Annotated in this window: 15 protein-coding genes; 9 read left to right on the forward strand and 6 right to left on the reverse strand. The window is 71.0% G+C overall.

Features of this window, described 5'->3' with window-relative positions:
* Positions 1–36 precede the first annotated feature (36 nt).
* Positions 37–1,572, reverse strand: coding sequence for a DUF4331 domain-containing protein (locus AB0D34_RS10130; RefSeq protein WP_362659319.1), 1,536 nt, complete (start codon positions 1,570–1,572; stop codon positions 37–39).
* A gap of 234 nt (positions 1,573–1,806) precedes the next feature.
* Between AB0D34_RS10130 and AB0D34_RS10135 the strand changes: the two genes are divergently transcribed.
* The 3 genes from AB0D34_RS10135 to AB0D34_RS10145 all read left to right on the forward strand — a co-directional run bounded on the left by AB0D34_RS10135 (position 1,807) and on the right by AB0D34_RS10145 (position 3,566).
* Positions 1,807–2,349 carry a sigma-70 family RNA polymerase sigma factor gene (locus AB0D34_RS10135; RefSeq protein ID WP_362659322.1) on the forward strand — a complete coding sequence of 181 codons (543 nt, stop codon included), beginning with the start codon at positions 1,807–1,809 and terminating at the stop codon, positions 2,347–2,349.
* Positions 2,346–3,170 (forward strand): anti-sigma factor, encoded by an 825-nt coding sequence (locus tag AB0D34_RS10140; RefSeq protein ID WP_362659323.1) that lies wholly within the window; start codon positions 2,346–2,348, stop codon positions 3,168–3,170. The genes AB0D34_RS10135 and AB0D34_RS10140 overlap by 4 nt, the downstream gene beginning before the upstream one ends.
* A 126-nt stretch (positions 3,171–3,296) precedes the next feature.
* Positions 3,297–3,566 (forward strand): hypothetical protein, encoded by a 270-nt coding sequence (locus AB0D34_RS10145; RefSeq protein ID WP_057614432.1) that lies wholly within the window; start codon positions 3,297–3,299, stop codon positions 3,564–3,566.
* A gap of 170 nt (positions 3,567–3,736) precedes the next feature.
* Here the strand turns inward: AB0D34_RS10145 and AB0D34_RS10150 are convergent, their stop codons facing one another.
* Complete coding sequence (locus AB0D34_RS10150; protein WP_362659326.1) at positions 3,737–4,519, reverse strand: ABC transporter permease; 783 nt, start codon at positions 4,517–4,519, stop codon at positions 3,737–3,739.
* On the reverse strand, positions 4,516–5,454 hold the full coding sequence (locus AB0D34_RS10155) for an ATP-binding cassette domain-containing protein (RefSeq protein WP_362659329.1): 939 nt from the start codon (positions 5,452–5,454) through the stop codon (positions 4,516–4,518). Before AB0D34_RS10155 ends, AB0D34_RS10150 begins: the two co-directional genes overlap by 4 nt.
* Before the next feature lie 63 nt (positions 5,455–5,517).
* Here AB0D34_RS10155 and AB0D34_RS10160 point away from each other — a divergent pair, with 63 nt between their 5' ends.
* Positions 5,518–6,231, forward strand: a complete 714-nt coding sequence (locus AB0D34_RS10160; RefSeq protein ID WP_362659331.1) for a TetR/AcrR family transcriptional regulator — start codon at positions 5,518–5,520, stop codon at positions 6,229–6,231.
* On the opposite strand, the gene AB0D34_RS10165 is transcribed toward AB0D34_RS10160, so the two are convergent.
* From AB0D34_RS10165 to hmgA, 3 genes are read right to left on the reverse strand one after another with little or no spacing between them, the layout of a single operon-like run.
* Entirely contained in the window at positions 6,228–7,382 is a 1,155-nt protein-coding gene (locus tag AB0D34_RS10165) for a type ISP restriction/modification enzyme (protein ID WP_362659334.1), read from the reverse strand. The two genes, AB0D34_RS10160 and AB0D34_RS10165, sit on opposite strands and share 4 nt — an antisense overlap.
* Before the next feature lie 40 nt (positions 7,383–7,422).
* Positions 7,423–8,172: a GntR family transcriptional regulator gene (locus AB0D34_RS10170; RefSeq protein WP_362659337.1), complete on the reverse strand. Its 750-nt coding sequence runs from the start codon at positions 8,170–8,172 to the stop codon at positions 7,423–7,425.
* 27 nt (positions 8,173–8,199) lie between these two features.
* Positions 8,200–9,519, reverse strand: coding sequence for a homogentisate 1,2-dioxygenase (gene hmgA, locus AB0D34_RS10175; RefSeq protein WP_362660112.1), 1,320 nt, complete (start codon positions 9,517–9,519; stop codon positions 8,200–8,202).
* 192 nt (positions 9,520–9,711) lie between these two features.
* Between hmgA and AB0D34_RS10180 the strand changes: the two genes are divergently transcribed.
* The 5 genes from AB0D34_RS10180 to AB0D34_RS10200 all read left to right on the forward strand — a co-directional run bounded on the left by AB0D34_RS10180 (position 9,712) and on the right by AB0D34_RS10200 (position 20,046).
* The gene (locus AB0D34_RS10180; protein WP_362659340.1) at positions 9,712–10,752 is read left to right on the forward strand and encodes a hypothetical protein; all 1,041 of its coding nucleotides are present in this window, start codon (positions 9,712–9,714) and stop codon (positions 10,750–10,752) included.
* Positions 10,753–10,816: 64 nt separating this feature from the next.
* Positions 10,817–11,437: a TetR/AcrR family transcriptional regulator gene (locus AB0D34_RS10185; RefSeq protein ID WP_362659343.1), complete on the forward strand. Its 621-nt coding sequence runs from the start codon at positions 10,817–10,819 to the stop codon at positions 11,435–11,437.
* Between the two features lie 68 nt (positions 11,438–11,505).
* A complete protein-coding gene (locus AB0D34_RS10190) occupies positions 11,506–12,366 on the forward strand; it encodes a hypothetical protein (protein WP_362659346.1) in 861 nt (286 codons plus the stop codon).
* Entirely contained in the window at positions 12,353–17,731 is a 5,379-nt protein-coding gene (locus tag AB0D34_RS10195) for a caspase family protein (protein WP_362659348.1), read from the forward strand. Before AB0D34_RS10190 ends, AB0D34_RS10195 begins: the two co-directional genes overlap by 14 nt.
* Before the next feature lie 77 nt (positions 17,732–17,808).
* Entirely contained in the window at positions 17,809–20,046 is a 2,238-nt protein-coding gene (locus AB0D34_RS10200; protein ID WP_362659351.1) for a molybdopterin oxidoreductase family protein, read from the forward strand.
* Positions 20,047–20,056 lie beyond the last annotated feature (10 nt).

Below are 20,056 nucleotides of genomic sequence, written 5' to 3' on the forward strand. Positions count from 1 at the left end.
CTTACCCGCACCCGCCAGACAACAGGCCGAGGCACCCTAGTAGGCGCGTCCCCGAGCCCGACGCCACCACATCAGCGCCGCCCCGATAAGCGCGATCCCCGCAGCCCCGGCACCGGCAGACGCAGCGATCAGGGTCATGTTGTCCCCGGAGCCGGAGGCACCCGCGGGAGACAGCGCATCCCCGAGCTGGTTACGCACATCGTTCCCACCGGAGGTCCCCTTGGCGAGCGGCCCCCGCGAACCCTCCGTGGGCAGCGCCACATACGGGAACGACTTCTCGAAGTCCTTGTCGTTCTTGTCGACCGCGTCCCCGAGGTCGTTCTTGGACCCGACCAGCTCACCCTCGACGACCTGCAGCGACGCGTCGATCACGTCGTCGGTCAGCCGACGCCCGTTCGGGAACCCGGCGTTGTCGCCATCAAGCACACCGAGCCGCTTCGGAGAATCGGTGGGCTTGATGGACGTGTTGAGGCGCAGTTCCTCAGCGGGACGCACGTGGGGCGGCTGGTTCAGCCCCTTCACACCCTTGAGGAACACGTCCACGAGGTCGTTGCGCGGCTCCTTCGGGGCGGGGATCTTGTAGATCGCCTCGATGAGCTTCGGCAGCTCGGGGTTGGTCACGTTCTTGAGGAACTGCCCGTCGTCCCAGGGCGAGGACGCGTTGAACTTGTCCTTGTCCTTGAGCGGGTTGACGACCTCGTTCACGAGCGGGTTGCCGAGGCGCGAGACCTGGGAGTAGTACCCCTGCGCGTTCTTGCGCTGGGTCGTCGACCAGATTCCGACGATCGGCTGGTCGTGCGACTCCGCGATCATGTCCGTCGGGACCTGCAGGGCGATCGAGTTGACGTTGTAGCCCTTGAGCGTGTCGTTGCCGACCTCGGTGAGGTTCCCGCCGTACAGCAGGTCGAAGACGCGCAGGTCGGCGAAGAACGGGTCGTCGGCCTGGCCGGCGAAGGACGTCTGGTCGTTGGGGAGCTTGTAGACCGCCTGGTCGCGCAGCTTCTCGTAGTTCGGCATGGAGGCCTTGCCGACGTTCGACGGCGCGACCGGGACGTCGTCCGCGATCTTCGTCTTGTACTTGACCTTCTGGTTCTTCAGCTGGAAGAGCTCGATGTCGTACGTCTGTGTGACGTTGAGGTCGGGGTCGTCGAGGCTCTCGACCACGCCGGTGTTGTACAGGAACGACTTCTTGTTCTTGATGTGCGTCTTGAAGGTGAAGCGGTAGAGCAGCTCGCCCTGTCCGTCACCGTTGTTGTCGATGTGGAGGTCGTACTGGGCGTCCTCGGCGAACTGGTAGAAGTTCGGCCCGCCCCCGGGCTCCTCGAAGGGGATCCAGTTGGCGACGATCGTCGTCGAGTCCGGCTTGTCGGGGCTGACGAAGGCGTACACGTCGGTGTTGTCGTACTGGGGGTCACCCGAGATCAGCGGGGCCTCCCGGTGGCTGGAGGCGGAAGCCGCCCCCGGTTCCAGCGTGGCCACACCGGCGGCTGCGAGCCCCCCGGCGGCCAGCGCACCACATACGAGGGTCGCGAGACTCCTGCGTCCCGAGCCGCTCCTGGAGATAGGTGTCATGCCGTCCGTCCTCAGTCCAACTTGCCTGACGCTCGGAGATTCGGAGTGGTGGGCGGGCCGGATTGGTCGAATCTCAAAACTTCTTTTCTTCCTGCTCGACCCGCGTTTTCGGCCCGCTGATCCGTATGAGTCCAGAGGCGACACAGGCTCATAGGCCATCCGAAGGTGAGTTCGTTGCGAATACCTCGTGGGACGGGACGGCCCAGGTGCGGCTTTGCGGGAGGGGGCGACGAGTTGGAAGCGGACGAGCTTCTGGTGCTCGTGGCGGGCGGTGACCAGAAGGCATTCGAGGAGCTCTACGGTCTTGTGGCCGGACCGGTGTTCGGTCTTGTACGGCGAGTGGTGCGCGATCCGGCGCAGTCGGAGGAGGTGTCGCAGGAGGTGCTGCTCGAACTCTGGCGTTCGGCCGCGCGGTTCGACCCCCGCAAGGGCACCGCGCTGTCCTGGATCCTCACCCTCGCGCACCGCCGTGCCGTCGACCGGGTGCGCAGCGCCCGCGCGGCCGGCGAGCGCGAGCAGCGCGAGGCACGCCGGGCCCACCACACGGCCTTCGACCAGGTGACCGAGGAGGTCGAGGCCGGCCTCGAACGCGAGTGGGTGCGCCGATGCCTGGAACGCCTGACCGAACTGCAGCGTCAGTCGGTCACGCTCGCCTACTACGACGGCTACACCTATCGTGAAGTGGCCGAGCGGCTCTCCTTGCCGCTCGGAACGGTGAAGACGCGGATGCGTGACGGACTGACCCGCTTGCGGGAGTGCCTGGGAGGTGTGGCGTGAGCCTCTTCCGCCGAGAAGACCTCCACTCCCTCGCGGCCCCGTACGCTCTCGACGCGCTGGAGCCCGCCGAGCGGGCCCGCTTCGAGAAGCACCTCAAGGACTGCGACAGCTGCGCGGCGGAGGTCCGTGCGCTGTCCGAGGACGCCGTACGGCTCGCGTGGTCGGCCGCCGCTCCGCCGCCGGCCGCGATGCGCGACCGGGTGCTGGCCGCCGTACGCACCATTCCGCAGGCGCCCGCCGCGCGGCCGGAGCCGGTGCGCGCCCGGCCCGAGCCGGCCCGTGCGCGCAAGTCGCAGCTGCCGCCCCATGTCTGGGGGGCTCAGCCGCCGCCCAGGCAGCGTCAACGGCGGCCGCTGTTCGCGCCCTTCGCCACGGCCACCGCCGCCGCGGCCCTCGTCGTCGCCTCCCTGTTCGCCGTCCAGGCCAACCGGGCCCAGGACGAACTGGACGCGCAGAAGGCGCAGGCCAGTGAGATCGCCCACGTTCTCCAGGCCTCGGACGCGCTCGCGACCCGGGGCCGGGACCCACAGGGCCGGACGATCGGAGTGGTCGCTTCCGCATCGGAGGGGCGTGCGGTCGTCACCCTGAGCGGATACAGCGCGCCCCCGAGTGGCCGCGTGCGCCAGTTGTGGCTCATGCGCCCCAACGAGCAACCGCGCTCCCTGGGGCTCTTCGACGCCGACACGCCCTTGGTCGCGAGCGGACTCGACAAGTCCGCTACATCACTCGCTGTGACGGTCGAGCCCGACGGGGGCTCGCCGCAGCCCACTACTCAGCCGGTTGTCCAACTCGCCCTGAAATCGGTTGGATTCGGAGAGTAATCATGGAGGGGTCGTCAACACCCTTATGGGGAAGGTGAATCCTGTGACGCCGATACACGTGTGCCACGGCGGGGCGATAGGGTTACCCTGCCCGGGCCGGGTGGACTCGTACGGGTGGGGAGTGACATGGAACAGATAACAGTGCGCAGGGCGAGGGTCCCTGCGATCACCTGCGGAAGCAGCGCGACCAGTTCGCGCCTCGACCGCCATCTCTCGGTGCTGTCGGGACCCGCCGTCCCACAGCGCGAGGCGGCTGAGGCGACGTCACTGATGCGTGAGCTGACCGCGCGTGACACCACCAAGCAGGAGCGCAGTGACAGGGGTGCGCGGGTCCGCCGCGTCTCGCTGTTCGCGCCACTGCGCCGACTGCGCCGTTCGCTGTTCGGGGGGCGCTGAGTCCGCAGGCTTGCTGAGCCCACCGGTTCACCGGGTCCCCGGGCCCGGACGCCCCCGACCCGCGCTCGGCAGGTCACGCCGCCGCCCGGTGTCGTGCTGCTCTCCCGTCCGTCATCCCCACGGCAAGCAGCACGAACCAGGGCTTGAACTCCCCTCCCGGCAACAGGCGTTCAGCCCTCGCCGCGCGCGTACCGGCGCACGGCCAGCGGTGCGAAGACCGCGAGCAGTACCGCACACCAGGCCAGCGAACCGGCGATCGGATGGGCCACCGGCCATGCCGCGCCCTCCGGCACGGGCGCGTTCCCGAACAGGTCCCGCAGGGCCGTCGTCACCGCGCTGATCGGGTTCCACTCGGCGAGCGTGCGCAGCCAGCCGGGCAGGCCCTCGGTCGGGATGTACGCGTTCGACAGCAGCGGCAGGATGAAGGTCGCGCCGCCCAGCTGTCCGGAGGCCTCCTCGCTACGGGTGAGCAGGCCGAGGAAGATGCCGATCCAGGTCGTCGCGAACCGGAACAGCAGCAACAGTCCGACGGCGCCCACGGCCTGGAGCGCGGACCCTTCGACGCGCCAGCCCACCGCGAGTCCCACCAGCAGGAACGGCACCATGCCGACGGCCGTGACCAGCACGTCCGCGACGGACTGCCCCAGCGGCACGGCCGCCCGGCTGATCGGCAGCGTCCGCAGCCGGTCCGTCACACCCCGGTGGACGTCCTGGGCCGCCTGGAACATCCCCGTCATGATCCCGTTCGCCGCGGTCGCCACGAGCAGGCCCGGCACCAGGAACGACCGGTACTCCTCGCCCGGCATCGCCAGCGCGCTGCCGAAGACGTAGCCGAAGAACAGCAGCATGGTGATCGGCATCGTCTGGGTCAGGATCAGCAGCCCGGGGTTGTTCCGGACCCGTCGCAGCTGGCGGCCCAGCATCGCGGTGCCGTCGTAGGCCAACATGCTCATGCCGCACGCTCCTTGGTAAGACGCAGGAACACGTCGTCGAGGGTGGGTGGTTGGATGCTCGCGTCGAGCAACGGCACGCCCGCCGCGTCCAGTTCGCGCACCAGCCGGGGCAGGGTGAGCGTGGTGTCCCGGGTGACCGCGCCGACCGCGCTGCGGTCATGGTCGAACGACGGCTCCCCGCCGGTGAGTCGGTCGAGGACACCGGCCGCCTTCACCAGTACGTCCGCGTCGGCGACGACGATCTCGACGTGCGCCCCTATCAGCGCCTTGAGCTGGGACGGCGAACCCGTCTGTGTGACCCGCCCCTTGTCCACCAGGGCGATGTCATGGGCGAGTTGGTCGGCCTCCTCCAGGTACTGCGTGGTCAGCAGCACGGTCGTGCCGTCCGCCGTCAGGTCGCGCACGGCGTCCCAGATGAGGTTGCGGCTGGCCGGATCGAGTCCGGTGGTCGGTTCGTCGAGGAACAGGATCTCGGGGCGGCGGATCAGGCTCGCCGCGAGGTCGAGGCGGCGGCGCATACCGCCCGAGTAGGTGGACGCGGACCGGTCGGCGGCCTCGGTCAGCCCGAAGCGGGCGAGCAGCTCGGCGGCCCGCTCGGCCGGCCCCCGCACCCGGTGCAGCCGGGCGAACAGCCGGAGGTTCTGCCGCCCGGTGAGGTCCCCGTCGACCGACGCGTACTGCCCGGTCACGGCGATGGCCCGGCGTACCGCCTCCGGCTCCCGGACGAGGTCGTGCCCCGCCACCCGCGCCGATCCGGCGTCCGGCCGCAGCAGCGTCGTCAGCAGCCGTACGGCCGTCGTCTTGCCCGCGCCGTTGGGGCCGAGGATCCCGCAGACCGTGCCCGGAGCGACCGCGAGGTCGAGGCCGCGCAGGGCGTGGACCTCCCCGAACCGCTTCTCCAGACCTTCACTAAGTACAGCGTACGTAGAAGTCATGGCTCGACCATAGCGCACTACGTACGCTGTACGTAACTAGGATGGTGGTCGAGGTGATGATCGATGGCGGGCCGAGCGGCCGTACCCGAAGTGATCTGGGCTCGTCCCGAGCGGACGGGGCGTGGGCCGAAACCCGCGTTCACCAGGGCGGACATCGCGGCGGCGGCGGTGCGGCTCGCTGATGCCGGGGGGCTGGACGCCGTATCCATGCGGCATGTCTCGGCCGAACTGGGCTGCGGGACCATGTCGCTGTACAACTACGTCCCTCGTAAGGAGGACCTGTACGAGCTGATGGTGGACGCGGTGAGCGGGGAGCACGAGCTGTGGGAGCCGACGGAGGACTGGCGGGCCGCCATGATCCGGGTCGCGCACCAGACTCGGGAGCTCATGCACCGGCATCCCTGGCTGCCACGGCTGATGTCGCCGGTGTACGGCTTCAGCCCCAACGCGTTGCGGTACCTGGAGCACTGCATGGCGTGCCTGGATCCGTTCGACGCGCCCTACGGCACGAAGATGGAGCTGCTCGGGATGCTCAACGGGTGCGTGACGGTGTACGTGGGCACGGAGTTGTCCACCGCCGAGCGTGCGCGGTCGCTGCCGTGGTCGGTGGAGCAGGAGAACGCGGCACGGATGGCCTACATGGGAGGGCGGATCGCGTCCGGCGAGTATCCGAGGTTGGCGGCGGCGTTCATGGAGGATTCGGGACCGATCGACATGGAAGCAGTCTTCGAGCGGATGTTGGTGCGGGTCCTGGACGGCTTCGAGCCAAGAACCTAGAGCAGCGTGAGCTGACCCTCAGGCCCCTCCTCGTGCCCGTCCAGGACCGAGGCCGGCCTCCGTGCCGCGTCCGGGGGTGGCAGTACGCCCGCCTTGCGCAGGTCCGTCGCCGTGATCCGTGACGTCGACTCGTCCACCGGGGGCTGGAGATCGGCCAGGAGCGCCAACACCGTGATCAGCTCCAGGAGTTCCGATGTCCACGTCTGCGGCCAGGTCGTCGGGCGGATCGCGGACAAGGTGCCCGGCTCCGGTTCCGAGACGCGCGTCGTGAACCACTGCTCCAGCACCCGCACCCCACCCGCCTCGAAGTCCCAGGCCTCCGGCGGTACCGGGGAGATGCGGCCCTCGTCCAGTACCAGGGCCTCGTTGTCTCGGTCGTAGTCCAGGGTCAGGGGGCGGGACGGCAGGGGTGCGCGGACGTAGGGGCGGCGGCCGCCGGGGAGCTTCGGGCGGTCGCCGTCGCGGCGCATCAGCCAGAGCGTGCGGTGGCCCGACTCGACGCCGGTGGACCAGAGTTCGGGGTCGTCCGTGAGCGGGACACTGAGGTCGGGGCGGACCGCCGTCAGGATCCAGGCGAGGACGTCCAGGGGCTCCACCGGGACGCCAAGGCGGGTCCGCAGGTGTTCCAGGAGGCCCGGGGCCAGGTTCGGTTCCGCGCCGCCCGGGCGGCGGTACAGCGGGCGGATCCGGCCGGGGCGGAGCAGGGGGAGGAGCGAGGTCGCCAGGAGCTGGGGACCCTGGCCGTCAGTGGGCGTCTCCACCACGAACACCTGGTCCTCGTCCGCCACCCGCCACAACTCGGGCCGGGCCGCGTCGATCAGCCGGTGGTCCGGGATCAGCCACTGCTCGTCGAAGGGCGCCTGCAGGACCCGTACCGGCTCCGGGCAGGGACCGGAAGCGCGCGCGAGCCTTTCAGTGCCGCCCGTGCGCCCGGGCAGCTGTCCGACCGCCGAACGCAGGGTGCGGGAGCGGGTCGGTTCGAACAGGGCCTCACGGTCGGGGCCCTCGGCCTTCAGCAGGGCGTCCCAGCGGGCCTTGAGGGATGCCGCGTCGGGGCCCGTCGGCCACCCCCGGCCGAGCCGCGGCGGTGCGACGGACCACGGCATGAGGTCCGCCAGCGGCGGAGCGTCGTCGTGCGTCACGCTGGGCATCGTACGACGTTCGGCCGACAGGCAGTGGGGGCCAGTGAGGTCATGTGGCTTCCAGAGTCACCGAGAAGGAGAAGCGGTCGCCGCGATAGTGGATCACGGCCGCGTCCAGCACCCGGCCTTCCGTGTCGTACGCCAGACCCGTGTAGTGCAGGATCGGGCTCAGCAGCGGGACTTGGAGCAGCCGGGCCGTCTCCGGGTCCGCGAGCCGTGCCTCCACCGTGTCCGTGATACGGCTGATGTCCGCCCCCACGACATCCCGGAGCACCTTCGTCATCGGCCAGCGCGCCAGGTCGGACGGGTCGATGCGGGCGGCCAGTTCGGGGCGGACGTAGTTGCGGGCGTGGTTGGTCGGCTCGCCCGTCTGCTCGTCGCTGCGCAGTCGGTGGTACGCCGCCACCTCGTCCAAGTCCGGGAAGTGCTCGGCGAGTTCGGGCGGCACGGACGACTTGCCGTGCTCCAGCAGCTCGGTCGTCATGCCGGACTGCTGGGCCACGATCGCGTCCACCGAGCCGAGCAGCCGGACCGGGGTGCCGCGGCGGGCGGCCGGTTCGATGAAGGTGCCCCGGCGGCGGTGGCGGGTGATGAGCCCCTCGTCCTCCAGCTCCTTCAGCGCCTGCCGCATGGTCAGCACGCTCACGCCGTAGTGCCCCGCGAGCTGTTCCTCGGTGGGGAGGCGGAGCGGGTCCTGGGGCGAGCGGCCGAGTATGGAGGCGCGCAGGGACTGCGACACCTGGTACCAGAGCGGCAGCTTGCGGTTCAGGACGATCGAGTCCGGGGCGAAGGAGGTCACGGGCTATCCGTACCTTTCGCGCAGCGGTCAACGCAACGGGCGGAAGTGGCGTTCGAGGCCCCGCCACACGTCGTCGTAGTGCGGCTGGAGGTGGTCCGCGCGGGCCGCGTGGGCGGTGAGCGTCACCGGCCAGCGCGTCTCGAACATGAACGCGAGACCGTCGTCCACCTTCTGCGGCTTCAGTTCGGCGGCGCTCGCCCTGTCGAACGTCTCCCGGTCGGGGCCGTGCGCCGACATCATGTTGTGCAGCGAGCCGCCGCCAGGGACGAAGCCGGTGGCCTTCGCGTCGTAGGCGCCCTCGATGAGGCCCATGTACTCGCTCATCACGTTCCGGTGGAAGTACGGCGGCCGGAAGGTGTCCTCGCCGACCAGCCAGCGCGGCGCGAAGACGACGAAGTCGACTCCGGCCAGCCCCGGGGTGTCCGACGGGGACGTCAGCACGGTGAAGATCGACGGGTCGGGGTGGTCGTAGGAGATGGAGCCGATGACGTTGAAGCGGCGCAGGTCGTAGACGTACGGCACATGGTTGCCGTGCCAGGCGACGACGTCGAGCGGCGAGTGGTCGTAGGTCGCCGTCCAGAGGTTGCCGCAGAACTTGTTGACCACCTCCACCGGGCCCTCGATGTCCTCGTAGGCGGCGACGGGGGCCCGGAAGTCGCGGGCGTTGGCGAGGCCGTTGGCGCCGATCGGGCCGAGGTCGGGGAGCTGGAAGGGGGCACCGTAGTTCTCGCACACATAACCGCGGGCTGAAGTGTCGAGGAGCTCCACACGGAAGCGGACTCCACGGGGGATCAGCGCCATATGTCCCGGCTCCACATGGAGCAGCCCGAACTCCGTGCGCAGCAGCAGTCCGCCGCGCTCCGGGACGATCAGCAGCTCGCCGTCGGCGTCGCTGAAGACGCGGTCCATGGAGTCGGTGGCGTGGTACAGGTGCACGGCCATGCCGGTGCGCTGGGTCACGTCGCCGTTGCCGCCGAGGGTCCACAGGCCGGCGAGGAAGTCGGTGCCCGCGGCCGACTCCGGCAGCGGGTCCCAGCGCAGCCGGTTCGGGTCGGGGACGGATTCGGTGAAGGGGGCCGTACGGATCCTGCCGTGGTGGGTGTGGGTGAACGCCGGGTGCGCGGCGGAGGGGCGGATCCGGTACAGCCAGGAGCGGCGGTTGTGGGCGCGGGGCTCGGTGAACGCCGTACCGCTGAGCTGTTCCGCGTAGAGGCCGAGGGGGGCGCGTTGCGGGGCGTTGCGGCCCTTGGGGAGGGCTCCCGGGAGGGCCTCCGACGCGTGCTCGTTGCCGAAACCGGAGAGGTAGGTCAGGCCCTCGGCGGTCTTCCGCGCGTCCGCGCCCGTCATCGCTGCGTCGCCGCTCATGGTCGCTCCCTTGCGGTCTGATTCCTATGGAACACCGTAGGATTGCGGTTTCGCGGACGCAAGAGGTCGTCCCGTGGAACCGATTACCCCGCTTGTGACCTCCTCAGGGAGGAGGACCAGAACCAGACCCCAGGGGGATTCGCGGTGTCGGACCCGTGTTCTAGGCTCCCCGGCATGTCGTGGACGCGGGGACTCCTTGCCCTGCTCGCGGTCTGTGTCCTGCTGGCGACCGGATCCGTGAGCTGTGGCAGCAGTGGGGCACAGGAGCACAAGGACGGACAGTCGGTCTCGCCGGTGGGCAAGGTCCTCGACGACACCGACCAGGAGGGGCGGCACTACCGCGAGGTGGACAAGGAGAGCGCTCCCGCGGTCGGCATAGAGGTGCAGCCGAACGCCGACGACAGCTGGTCCGTGCGCCTGACCGTCGAGAACTTCACCTTCTCGGCCGCCGGGGCGAAGGCGAAGGCGATCTCCGGCCGTGGCGTCGCCGTCGTCTTCGTGGACGACCGCCCCGTCACCACCCTGCGCACCCCCACATGCCGCCTCCCCGCCGCGTACGTCCCGCAGGGCACCCACAAGGTCACCGCCCGGCTGTACGCCGACGACGGCACGGTGTGGGCCGTGGACGGCGACCCCGTGGAGAGCACGGCGGACGTCACGGCCTCCGAGCCACAGCCGACGGGGAGCGGGGCGCCGGATTCGCAGACCATGGGCAGCGGGGTTGCGGAATGGCGGTCCATGGGAGACGGGGCTTCGGGTTCGCGGGTCACGGTGAGCGTGGGTGGCGGGGGGTCGGGCTTGCGGGTCACGGCGGGCGTGGGTGGCGGTGGGTCGGGCTCGCAGGTCACGGCGCCCGTAGGTGGCGGAGGGTCGGCCTCGCAGGTCACGGCGAGCATGCGTGGCGGTGCCCCGGGGGCGCGGCCCGCTGCGGGCCCGGGCGCCGGCGGTGTTGCGGAGCCGCAGGCGGTCGGGGGTGGCGGTGTTGCGGACTCGCAGGCGTTCACGGACGACGGTGTTGCGGACCCGCAGGCGGTCACGGGCTCCGGCGGCACAGCCGTAGGCCCGCGCCTCGCGTCGAGCACCGGCGGGACAGCCCTGGACCCGCGCCTCGCGTCGAGCACCGGCGGGGCAGTCGTAGGCCCGCGCCCCGCGACGAGCACCGGCGGCACAGCCCTGGACGCGAGCCCCGCGACGAGCACCGGCGGTGGCCGGTGAGTGCCCTGGGCCCCCGGCCCCGTACCAGGTGGCAGGGTTCACCTGACCTCGGCGGAAAGGCATCATGAAGCCCGTGCCCCAAGCGACCCCGCTTCGTCGCGCCCCCGTGCAGCGGCGCAGTGCCGAACGGCTGACCAGAATCCTCGACGCCTGCGCCGACCTCCTCGACGAGGTCGGTTACGACGACCTGAGCACCCGCGCCGTCGCCCTGCGCGCCGGCGTGCCCATCGGCTCGGTCTACCGTTTCTTCGGCAACAAGCGGCAGATGGCCGACGCCCTGGCCCAGCGCAACCTCGAACGCTTCACGGACCGGGTCACCGACCGCCTCAAGGAGTCCGGCGAGGAGGGCGGCTGGCGCACGGTGATGGACGTCGTCCTCGACGAGTACCTCGCCATGAAACGCACCGCCCCCGGCTTCTCCCTCGTCGACTTCGGCAACCAGATCCCCGTCGGTGCCCGCCACGCCGAACCCAACCACCGCGTCGCCGACCGCCTCACCGAGCTCCTCTCCGGCTACCTCTCCCGCGAACCGGACGACGACCTCCGCCGCTCCTTCCTCATCGCCGTGGAAACCGCCGACACCCTGGTCCACCTGGCCTTCCGGATGGCGCCGGAGGGCGACGAGCGGATCATCCAGGAGGCTCGGGAGATGTTGCGGGCGTATCTGGCGCGGGTATTGGACTGAGCAGCGACCGACGAGTACTCCCGTAGCCAGGGTGACCGCACCCTGGGGCCGGGCATGGGGGAGACGCGATGGCCCGGGTGGTCTGCATCCACGGGATCGGCCAGCAATACGCGGGAGAAAGGGAGTTGCACGCCTCCTGGTCTCCCGCGCTCGGCGACGGTCTGACCCGCGCCGGCGCTCCGGACCTGCTGGGCCCTGACGACCTACGGTGTGTGTTCTACGGCGACCTGTTCCGGCCGCCGGGCCGTACCCTCGCCTTCCAGGACCCGCCGTTGACCGCCTCCGATGTCGGAGCGGGCTTCGAGAGGGACCTGCTGCTCGCATGGTGGGCGGAGGCGGCACGCACGGACGAGGCCGTACTGCCGCCCGACGCTCGCACGCTGTCCAGGACTCCCCGCTCGGTCCAGCGCGCGCTCAACGCCCTCAGCCGCTCCCGCTTCTTCGCGGGCATCGCACTGCGCGGTCTGGTTCTCGACCTGAAGCAAGTCAGCGCGTACCTCCGCGACTCGACGGTGCGGGACGCCGTTCAGGAGCGTGTCGCGGCAGCCTTCACCCCGGACACACAGGTCGTGGTGGGCCATTCCCTCGGCAGCGTCGTGGCCTACGAGGCGCTGTGCGCGCACCCCGACCGACCGGTGCGCGCCCTCCTGACGCTGGGCTCGCCGCTGGGCATCCGCAACCTGGTCTTCGACCGGTTGCGGGCGGGCGAGGGTGGCAAGCCGGGCGACTGGCCGGGCAACGTGCAGGAGTGGACGAACATCGCCGACGAGGGCGATGTCGTGGCCCTCGTGAAGGACCTGCGGCCCCTGTTCGGGGAGCGAGTGGACTGCCGCCTCATCCACAACGGCGCGCGGGCCCACGACGTGACGCGCTACCTCAATACGCCGGAGGCCGGCAGGGCGGTGATCGGTGGCCGTGGCCCCGGTTGAGCCGCAGCAGCTGCCCTGGACACCGGCCGCACCGGGGGCGCGCCGCTTCCTGATCTCCACCGCGGTCACCGACGTCCGCGCGCATCCTGAGGCCGAGCGCCCCGAACTCGCCGACGATCTCCGCCGGATCGACGACCTCCTCATGGGCGACCTCGGACTCGGCTATGTCCGGGGCGCGGACCTGGGCCTCAATCCGACACGGGAGGCGCTGGTCACCGCCCTGCGTGCCTTCGCCACCGCGCCGGAGCGCCGCCCAGACGACCACGTGGTGCTCTACCTCGCCGCCCACGGGGTCACCGCCGAGAACAACGGTCGCCATTACCTCCTGCTGCACGACAGCGACGCCCGCGACCTGCGCGGCACCGCACTGCCCACCGAGGACCTGGTCTCCTATCTGTGGGAGGACACCGCCGTCGAGCGGCTCCTCGTACTCCTCGACGCGTGTTACGCGGAGGAGGGCACCGACAAGGCGCTGCGCCGGGCCCTGGAGGATCGGCGCTTCCGGGAGCCGGTCACTGAGCACGGCAGCACCGGGCTCGTTCTGGTGGCCTCCTCCCGGCGCAAGGAGGAGACATACACCGGCGCGCTCTCCTCGGCCTTCGATCGGGCCGTACGCCGCTGGGCCACCGCCGGGCACGCGCCCGCCCACATCAGCCTCGACCAGGTCATGGCCGCGATCGCCGCCGATGCCGAGGTCCCGCCCGCACAGCGCCCCGTCTGGTCTCTCACCCACGCCACCGGCGACATCCCCGCGTTCCTGCCCAACCCCCGGTACGTCCCCGACGCCGCCGGGCTGAAGCTGGACGAGATCGACCGGATCGTCGGCGTCGGCGCCCGCGAACGCGACGCCCGCGAACAGGACATGCGCGGTTTCTTCCTGCCCCGGGCCCGAGGCACCGACGTGTCCCACGAGGAGGTCTGGGACTTCACCGGCCGACATGTCGCCCTCGGCGACGTCACCACCTGGCTCGACCCGCGCCGCACCGACGAACGGCTGTGCGTCGTCACCGGCGACCCGGGCTCCGGCAAGTCCTCGCTGCTCGGCATGGTCGCGGTCCTCACCGACCCGGACCGCGGGCCTGCCGTGCCGCGCGAGGGGCTGCCGGCTCTGCTGCCCCGCTCCGGGGACATCGACGTCCGGGTCAACGCGAGCCACCTCTCCAACCGGCAGCTGCTGGACGCCCTGTCCGCGGCGGCCGGCTGCGCCGCCGACTCTCTCGGCGCACTCACCACGCATCTCCAGACCAGGGCACGTCCGCTCGTCGTCCTCGTCGACTCCCTGGACGAGGCCCTCGCACCCCACGAGGCCGTCGACGAAATCCTTGCCCCGCTCACCGACCCCGCTCGCCGCCTCCCGCTGCGTCTCCTGGTCGGTGCCCGCCCGCACATCGCCGCCCGGCTGCGCGCCGACGCACCCCGTATCGACCTCGACTCCGAACGCCACAGCGACCCGGACGCCGTCCGCGCCTATGTCCGCAAGTTGCTGTGCGCCCCGGCTTCGGTCCTGCGTACCGCCGAGCCCGACCTGGTGGACGACATCGCGGAGGCCGTTGCCGAGGCCGCCGACCGCTCCTTCCTCGTCGCCCGTATCACCGCCCGCACCCTCGCGCGGGAGCCGCACCCGCCGGACCCGCACGACCTGCGGTGGCGCGAGAAACTGCCGCGGCTGCCCGGCCAGGCGATGGAACGCGACCTCGTCCAGCGTCTCGGACCCCTAGCGGCCAGGGCCCGCGAACTCCTGCTCCCTCTCGCCTACGCCCAGGGTGCGGGCCTGCCCTGGGCGGGCGTCTGGTCCCGCCTGGCCGCCGCGCTCACCGGCCGGGACTACGGCGACGAGGACGTCGTATGGCTGCGGCAGGCGGCCGGATCGTACGTCGTGGAGAGTGTCGAAGCCGGTGGTTCGGTGTACCGGGTGTACCACCGGGCGCTCATCGAGTACCTGCGCGAGGGGCGGGACTCCGGGGCCGTCCAACGGACGATCACCGAGGTGCTCCGGGGGATCGAACATCCCTATGTCCGGCGGTACTTGGCACTGCACGCGAGCGAGGGCGCGGTGTTGGATCCGCTCGTCCAGGACGCCGGGTTCGTGCTGGGCGCCGAGCCCGGACGACTGCTGGCGGCGCTGCCGGGGCTGCGGAGCGGGCCGGGGCGGCGGGCAGGGCAGGCGATCCGGGATCTGGAGGAAGAACTGCGCCGAAGGCAGGGGAAGGGGCCGGATCCCGAGGGCAGGGCCCGGTTGCGACTGGCCGCGGTGTGTCGCAAGGCGCAGGTGCTGGCCGAGTCCTGTGACGTGGGGGAGGAGGGACTGCCGTGGCGGGCGCGGTGGGCCGCCTGGAATTCGCAAGCGGGGGAGCGGCGGTACGACGGGATGAGTATTGGGGTGAACAGCGGGGTGGTCGTGCCGGGTGAGCGCGGTGCCCGGTTCCTGGATCTCGCGAGGGAGAACGGCCCGCGGTGGGTCGATCTGGACGACGGCGGTGTTTCGCGCGCACATGCGGCTGAGGTCAGCTGGAGATGGGGGTCCCTGGCCGCTGTGCCTCAACTTCCCGACAGCGCGGCGGGGATGTACTTCGATCGCCAATTCGTTCTGGAGAAGGGGGATGTGGTCGCGGGGGACGCGGCACGTCTGCTCCATCTCTGGCAGGGCGCTCGCCTGCGGACCTGGCTACTGCCGCCCCACCCGGCCGTCGACGCCGCCATCGGATGGGGCCTGCCACAGGCTGCCGACCAACTGGCTGTGCTCGCGGGGGAGGACGGCAGCCCGGCGGCGGCCGCCATGCTGTTTTCCACCGGCCATCTCCTGGTCTACCGGCTCGGCTCCACCCCTGCCTACCGGCCCCTGACCCGCAGGGAGCGGAGACGGATGTGGGCATGGCGGGCCGAGTACTGGGACGGCCGGAGCGATCAGCTGGCGGCTGACTGCGATCTTGTGTTGTCCCCGGGGACGCACGGCCACATCACGGCCTGTGTCGCGCCCCGCGACCTGCGCACGGGGTCACTGCTGCTGGGCCACGCGGACGGCAGGATCGTGCAGTTCTCCACCCTCAGCCAGGAGACCGAGGCCGAGACGGTCACCGGACATGAGGGCCGCGTCACCGAAGTGGCACTGGTGCGCGGCCACCCGCTGGGCCGGCTCGTCGCAACCGCCGGCTCGGACGGCACCGTGCGGCTGTCCTCCCTCACCACGGGCGGACCTGTCCGGACACTGCTGACGAGTGCCTTCGTCATCGCCTCGCTGGCCGTGCACCGAGTCGGCCATCAGTGGATCGTCGCCGCCGTCACGGCCGACGGACAGCTGCACCGCGTCGACCTCGACAGCGGTCGTCCGATCGGCCTGCCCCTGCCCGTCGACCGGGTGTCCGTCAAGGTCGAGACCTTCGATCTGGGTTCGTCGGCCTGTGTATCCGTCCGTGGTCACAGTCGTGGCGTCCAGTTGTACGACCTTGTGACCGGCGAGCGTCTGGGCGGCCAGATCCTGGACCACGCGGCGAACGCCCTGTGCCGCGTCGGGGGAACGGTCTGTGTGGGCGGCTCGGACGGGATCGTACGGCTGTGGCCCACCCCTGACGCTGCGGACTCCACTCATGTGACCGCTCATGAGGCAGGACTCCTCGCCCTGGGGGAGATCCACGGCCCGTCCGGTGCGAGCGCCCTGGTCAGTGTCGGCCAGGACCACGTGATCCGCTGTTGGGACCTGGGGCGGCCGCACGAGCTGTGGCGGCGGCGTGTTCCGATCGACCGGGGCCGCTGGGCCACGCCTCTGATGAGCTGCGCGGCCGTCGGCCATACCTCCGACGGCCGGGATTTCGTGGCCACCGGCGAGTATCGGGGCCATGTCAGGATTCTTGTCCTGCGCGCCGGACTGCCGGTAGCGGAACAGGAGTTCACTGTCCCGGACACCCTCACGGCGCTGACCACCGGCCGCGTGCGGGGCAGGGACGTCCTGGTCGTCGGCACCGGATCGGGCCGGATCGTCTGCTGGGACGTCGGTGGCGGCCGCATGTACGTGTACGGTCCCTGCCCCGACACGGAGACCTGGACCACTGCCCTGGCCCTCGCCCCTGACGGCTCCGGGAATCTGGCCGTCGGCGGGCTCGACGGATCGGTACGCGAGTGGTCCCTGCCAACCTGCCGTCCGCTCGGCCCGGCCCGTGCCGCTCACCGCGGGCTCGTGCGCGCGCTTGCGTACACCCCGAGCGGGTTGGTCGGCTGCGGAGTCGACACGCGGCTGGTCGCGTACGCCGACGGCTGGGAACGCCGGATGCCGCAGCCCGTCGCCGCGCTGCACCTGACGGATGACGGCCTGCTGTGCGGGGACGACCGCGGCCACATCTGGTCGCTGCGGGAGGGGCCGGAGGGCCGTCGGGTGGTGGAGGCGCTGGACGCCGTGCGCTCCGTGACGGCCACCGCGGCTGTGCCCGTCGAGGACGGCCTCGTCGTCGTGACCGGCAGCGGAGACGGTTCACTCCAGATCCGGGAGGCGCAACACGGCACGCTGGTGCGGCGGCTGCGGCAGGTCGGCGAGTCAGGGGTGGCGCAGCTGGCCACCGTGTCGCGGACCCGGTTGCTCGCCCGCTGTGAGGACGGGCTGCTGCAGTACTGGGACTTCGACGAGGATGGACCGCTCGCCTCGGAGGGAAGCCCGATCGTTCTTCCCCTGATCCACGAGCGCGCTGAGACACGGCTGACGGTGCTGGCCGACGGAGACGGGACAGAGTCGCTCCTGTCGCTCACGTTTCCGGACGGGAAGGATGGCTTCGGCGTCTACGACGTGACCCGGGGGCGGCCGCTCGTCGACCGCCTGACGACCGCACGGCCCAGTGGCGACACACCTTGGGCCGTGCGTTGTGCGGGCACGGTGCTGTTGCTCGTCACTGTCGGAGACGGTCTTGTCCATGTGTTCGACACGGCGACGGAGCGCTGGGCGGCCCTGTCCCTGCCCGGCGACTGGCTGCTCGACGTGTTCTCGCTGCCCGGACCGGGCCGTGAGGAGCTGCTTCTGATCAGCGACGAAGGCGCCATGATCGTCCCAGGGGATGCGTTGTCGGCCTGTTTCACGCTGAAGGGCGGCCTACGTACGCGGCAGCGGAGACCTGTCATCCTTCGTGGCCTTCTCCGACGTTCGGACCGCGAACCGATCGCCACGCATGAGCACGAGATCCCCTTCTATCCGAGCCACTGTGCTCTTTTTCCCGACAGTGAGCGATACGTCCTGTCCGACGGCCCCCACGTGGCTGTCCTCGGCAGCCGCACCGGCGAGATCCTCCGTCGCTTCGACCTCCCCTCGCCCTGCACGGCGCTCGCCATCGGGCCCCACGGTGAGCTGATCGTCGGCACCGGCAACGGCGTCATTCTCTTTGACTGAGCCGGGGCATCCCCTCCCCTCCATCCGTACCGGTCGGTATGCTCGCAAGGACAGGCACCGCTGCCCCGGGAGGACCCGTGTCCCGCACCGCTCTACGCATCTGCCCGCTGTGCGAGGCCACCTGCGGTCTCACGCTCACCATCGAGGGGACCCGGGTCACCGGCGCCCGCGGGGACCGTGACGACGTGTTCAGCAAGGGGTTCATCTGCCCGAAGGGGGCCGCCTTCGGGGCCATCGACGGGGACCCCGACCGGCTGCGCACGCCCCTCGTGCGGCGGGACGGGGAGCTGCGCGAGGCCACCTGGGAGGAGGCCTTCGACGCGGTCGCCGCCGGGATCCGGGGCGTGGTCGAGCGGTACGGGGCGAACTCCGTCGGAGTCGTCCTCGGCAACCCCAACGTGCACACCATGGCCGGCGCCCTCTACCCACCGGTGCTGCTCGCCGGACTCGGTACCCGGAGCGTCTTCACCGCGTCCACGGTCGACCAGATGCCCAAGCATGTGTCGAGTGGTCTGCTGTACGGGGACGCCAACGCCATTCCGGTTCCCGACCTCGACCACACCGACCACCTCCTCCTCATCGGCGCCAACCCCCTGGAATCCAACGGGAGTCTGTGCACCGCCCCCGACTTCCCCGGCAAGCTCAGGGCGCTCAAGGCCCGCGGCGGCACCCTCACCGTCATCGACCCCCGCCGCACCCGCACCGCGGCGCTCGCCGACCGCCACATCGCCGTCCGGCCCGGTGCGGACGCGTTGCTGCTCGCCGCGATGGCGTACGTGCTCTTCGAGGAAGGCCTGGTGGAGACAGGGGAGTTGACACCGCACCTCCACGGGTTGGATGAACTCCGGGAAGCCCTGAAGGACTTCACGCCCGAGGCCGTCGCCGCCGCCTGTGACGTCGACTCCGACGTGACGCGCACCCTCGCCCGCGAACTCGCCGCCGCCCCAACTGCCGCCGTATACGGCCGTATCGGCAGCTGCACCGTCCCGCACGGCACCCTGGCGAGCTGGCTCGTCGACGTGCTCAACATCCTCACCGGCAACCTCGATCGGCCCGGCGGTGCCCTCTTCCCGCAGGCCGCCACCGACCGCACGCCCCGGCCCGCCGGCCCCAGCCATGGCTTCGGCCTCGGGCGCTGGCACTCCCGGGTGAGTCAACACCCGGAGGCCAAGGGTGAGTTGCCGCTCTCCGCGCTCGCCGAGGAGATCGACACCGCGACCGCGGAGGGCGAGCCGATCCGGGCGATCGTCGCCGTCGCCACCAACCCCGTGCTCTCCGCCCCCGACGGCGACCGGCTCGACAAGGCCCTCGGCTCGCTCGGCTTCATGGTCAGCGTGGACCCGTATCTCAACGAGACCTCACGCCACGCCCACGTCGTGCTGCCGCCGCCCCCGCCCTCCCAGAGCCCGCACCACGACTTCGCCTTCAACACCCTCGCCGTCCGCAACCAGGTCCGCTACACCCGCCCGGCCGTCCCGCTGGAGCCCGGCCGGATGGCGGAGACGGAGATCCTCGCCCGGCTGATCCTCGCCGCGACCGGCATGCACGGCGCCGACCCGTCCGCCGTGGACGACCTGGTCATCGGCCAGACTCTCGGCAAGGCGGTCAAGGAGACCCACTCTCCCGTACACGGCCGCGACCCCCGCGAACTCGCCACCGAACTGAGCGGCGACACGGGCCCCGAGCGGCGCCTCGACATGATGCTGCGCCTCGGCCCCTACGGCGACGGATTCGGCGTACGACCGGACGGGCTGAGCCTCACCAAGCTGCTCGCGCATCCCCACGGCATCGACCTCGGACCGCTGAACTCCCGGCTGCCGCAGCCGCTGAAGACCAGGAGCGGCAAGGTCGAACTGCTGCCACAGCCCATCGCGGACGACCTGCCCTGGCTGCGGGAAGCCCTCCTTCGCCAAGCCGACGGACTCGTCCTGATCGGCCGAAGGCACCTGCGCTCCAACAACAGCTGGATGCACAACGTCCCCGCCCTCACCGGCGGCACCAACCGCTGCACCCTGCACATCCACCCCGAGGACGCCGAACGTCTCGGCCTGAAGGACGGCGCCGCGGTGCGGATCAAGGGTGCCGGGGGAGAGGTGGTCACCGAGGCCGAGGTCACCGACGTCGTACGCCCCGGAGTGGTCAGCCTGCCGCACGGCTGGGGCCACGACCGGCCCGGCACCCGCCTCGGCCACGCCCTCAAGGACCCCGGCGTCAACGTCAACCAGCTCCTCGACGGCAGCCTGCTCGACCCGCTCTCGGGCAACGCGGTCCTCAACGGCGTACCCGTGGAACTGGCCGCCGTAGTGGCCCTGTGAGCAGCGCAAA

The organism is Streptomyces sp. NPDC048420 (assembly GCF_040651535.1).
GTDB lineage: Bacteria > Actinomycetota > Actinomycetes > Streptomycetales > Streptomycetaceae > Streptomyces.

Coding starts and splice junctions, on each gene's coding strand:
- hmgA (WP_362660112.1), bottom strand. CDS start 9,519: ATGACGGGCGCGGACGCGCGGAAGACCGCCGAGGGCCTGACCTACCTC.
- AB0D34_RS10155 (WP_362659329.1), bottom strand. CDS start 5,454: ATGACTTCTACGTACGCTGTACTTAGTGAAGGTCTGGAGAAGCGGTTC.
- AB0D34_RS10160 (WP_362659331.1), top strand. CDS start 5,518: ATGGCGGGCCGAGCGGCCGTACCCGAAGTGATCTGGGCTCGTCCCGAG.
- AB0D34_RS10130 (WP_362659319.1), bottom strand. CDS start 1,572: ATGACACCTATCTCCAGGAGCGGCTCGGGACGCAGGAGTCTCGCGACC.
- AB0D34_RS10190 (WP_362659346.1), top strand. CDS start 11,506: ATGGCCCGGGTGGTCTGCATCCACGGGATCGGCCAGCAATACGCGGGA.
- AB0D34_RS10165 (WP_362659334.1), bottom strand. CDS start 7,382: ATGCCCAGCGTGACGCACGACGACGCTCCGCCGCTGGCGGACCTCATG.
- AB0D34_RS10150 (WP_362659326.1), bottom strand. CDS start 4,519: ATGAGCATGTTGGCCTACGACGGCACCGCGATGCTGGGCCGCCAGCTG.
- AB0D34_RS10180 (WP_362659340.1), top strand. CDS start 9,712: ATGTCGTGGACGCGGGGACTCCTTGCCCTGCTCGCGGTCTGTGTCCTG.
- AB0D34_RS10185 (WP_362659343.1), top strand. CDS start 10,817: ATGAAGCCCGTGCCCCAAGCGACCCCGCTTCGTCGCGCCCCCGTGCAG.
- AB0D34_RS10145 (WP_057614432.1), top strand. CDS start 3,297: ATGGAACAGATAACAGTGCGCAGGGCGAGGGTCCCTGCGATCACCTGC.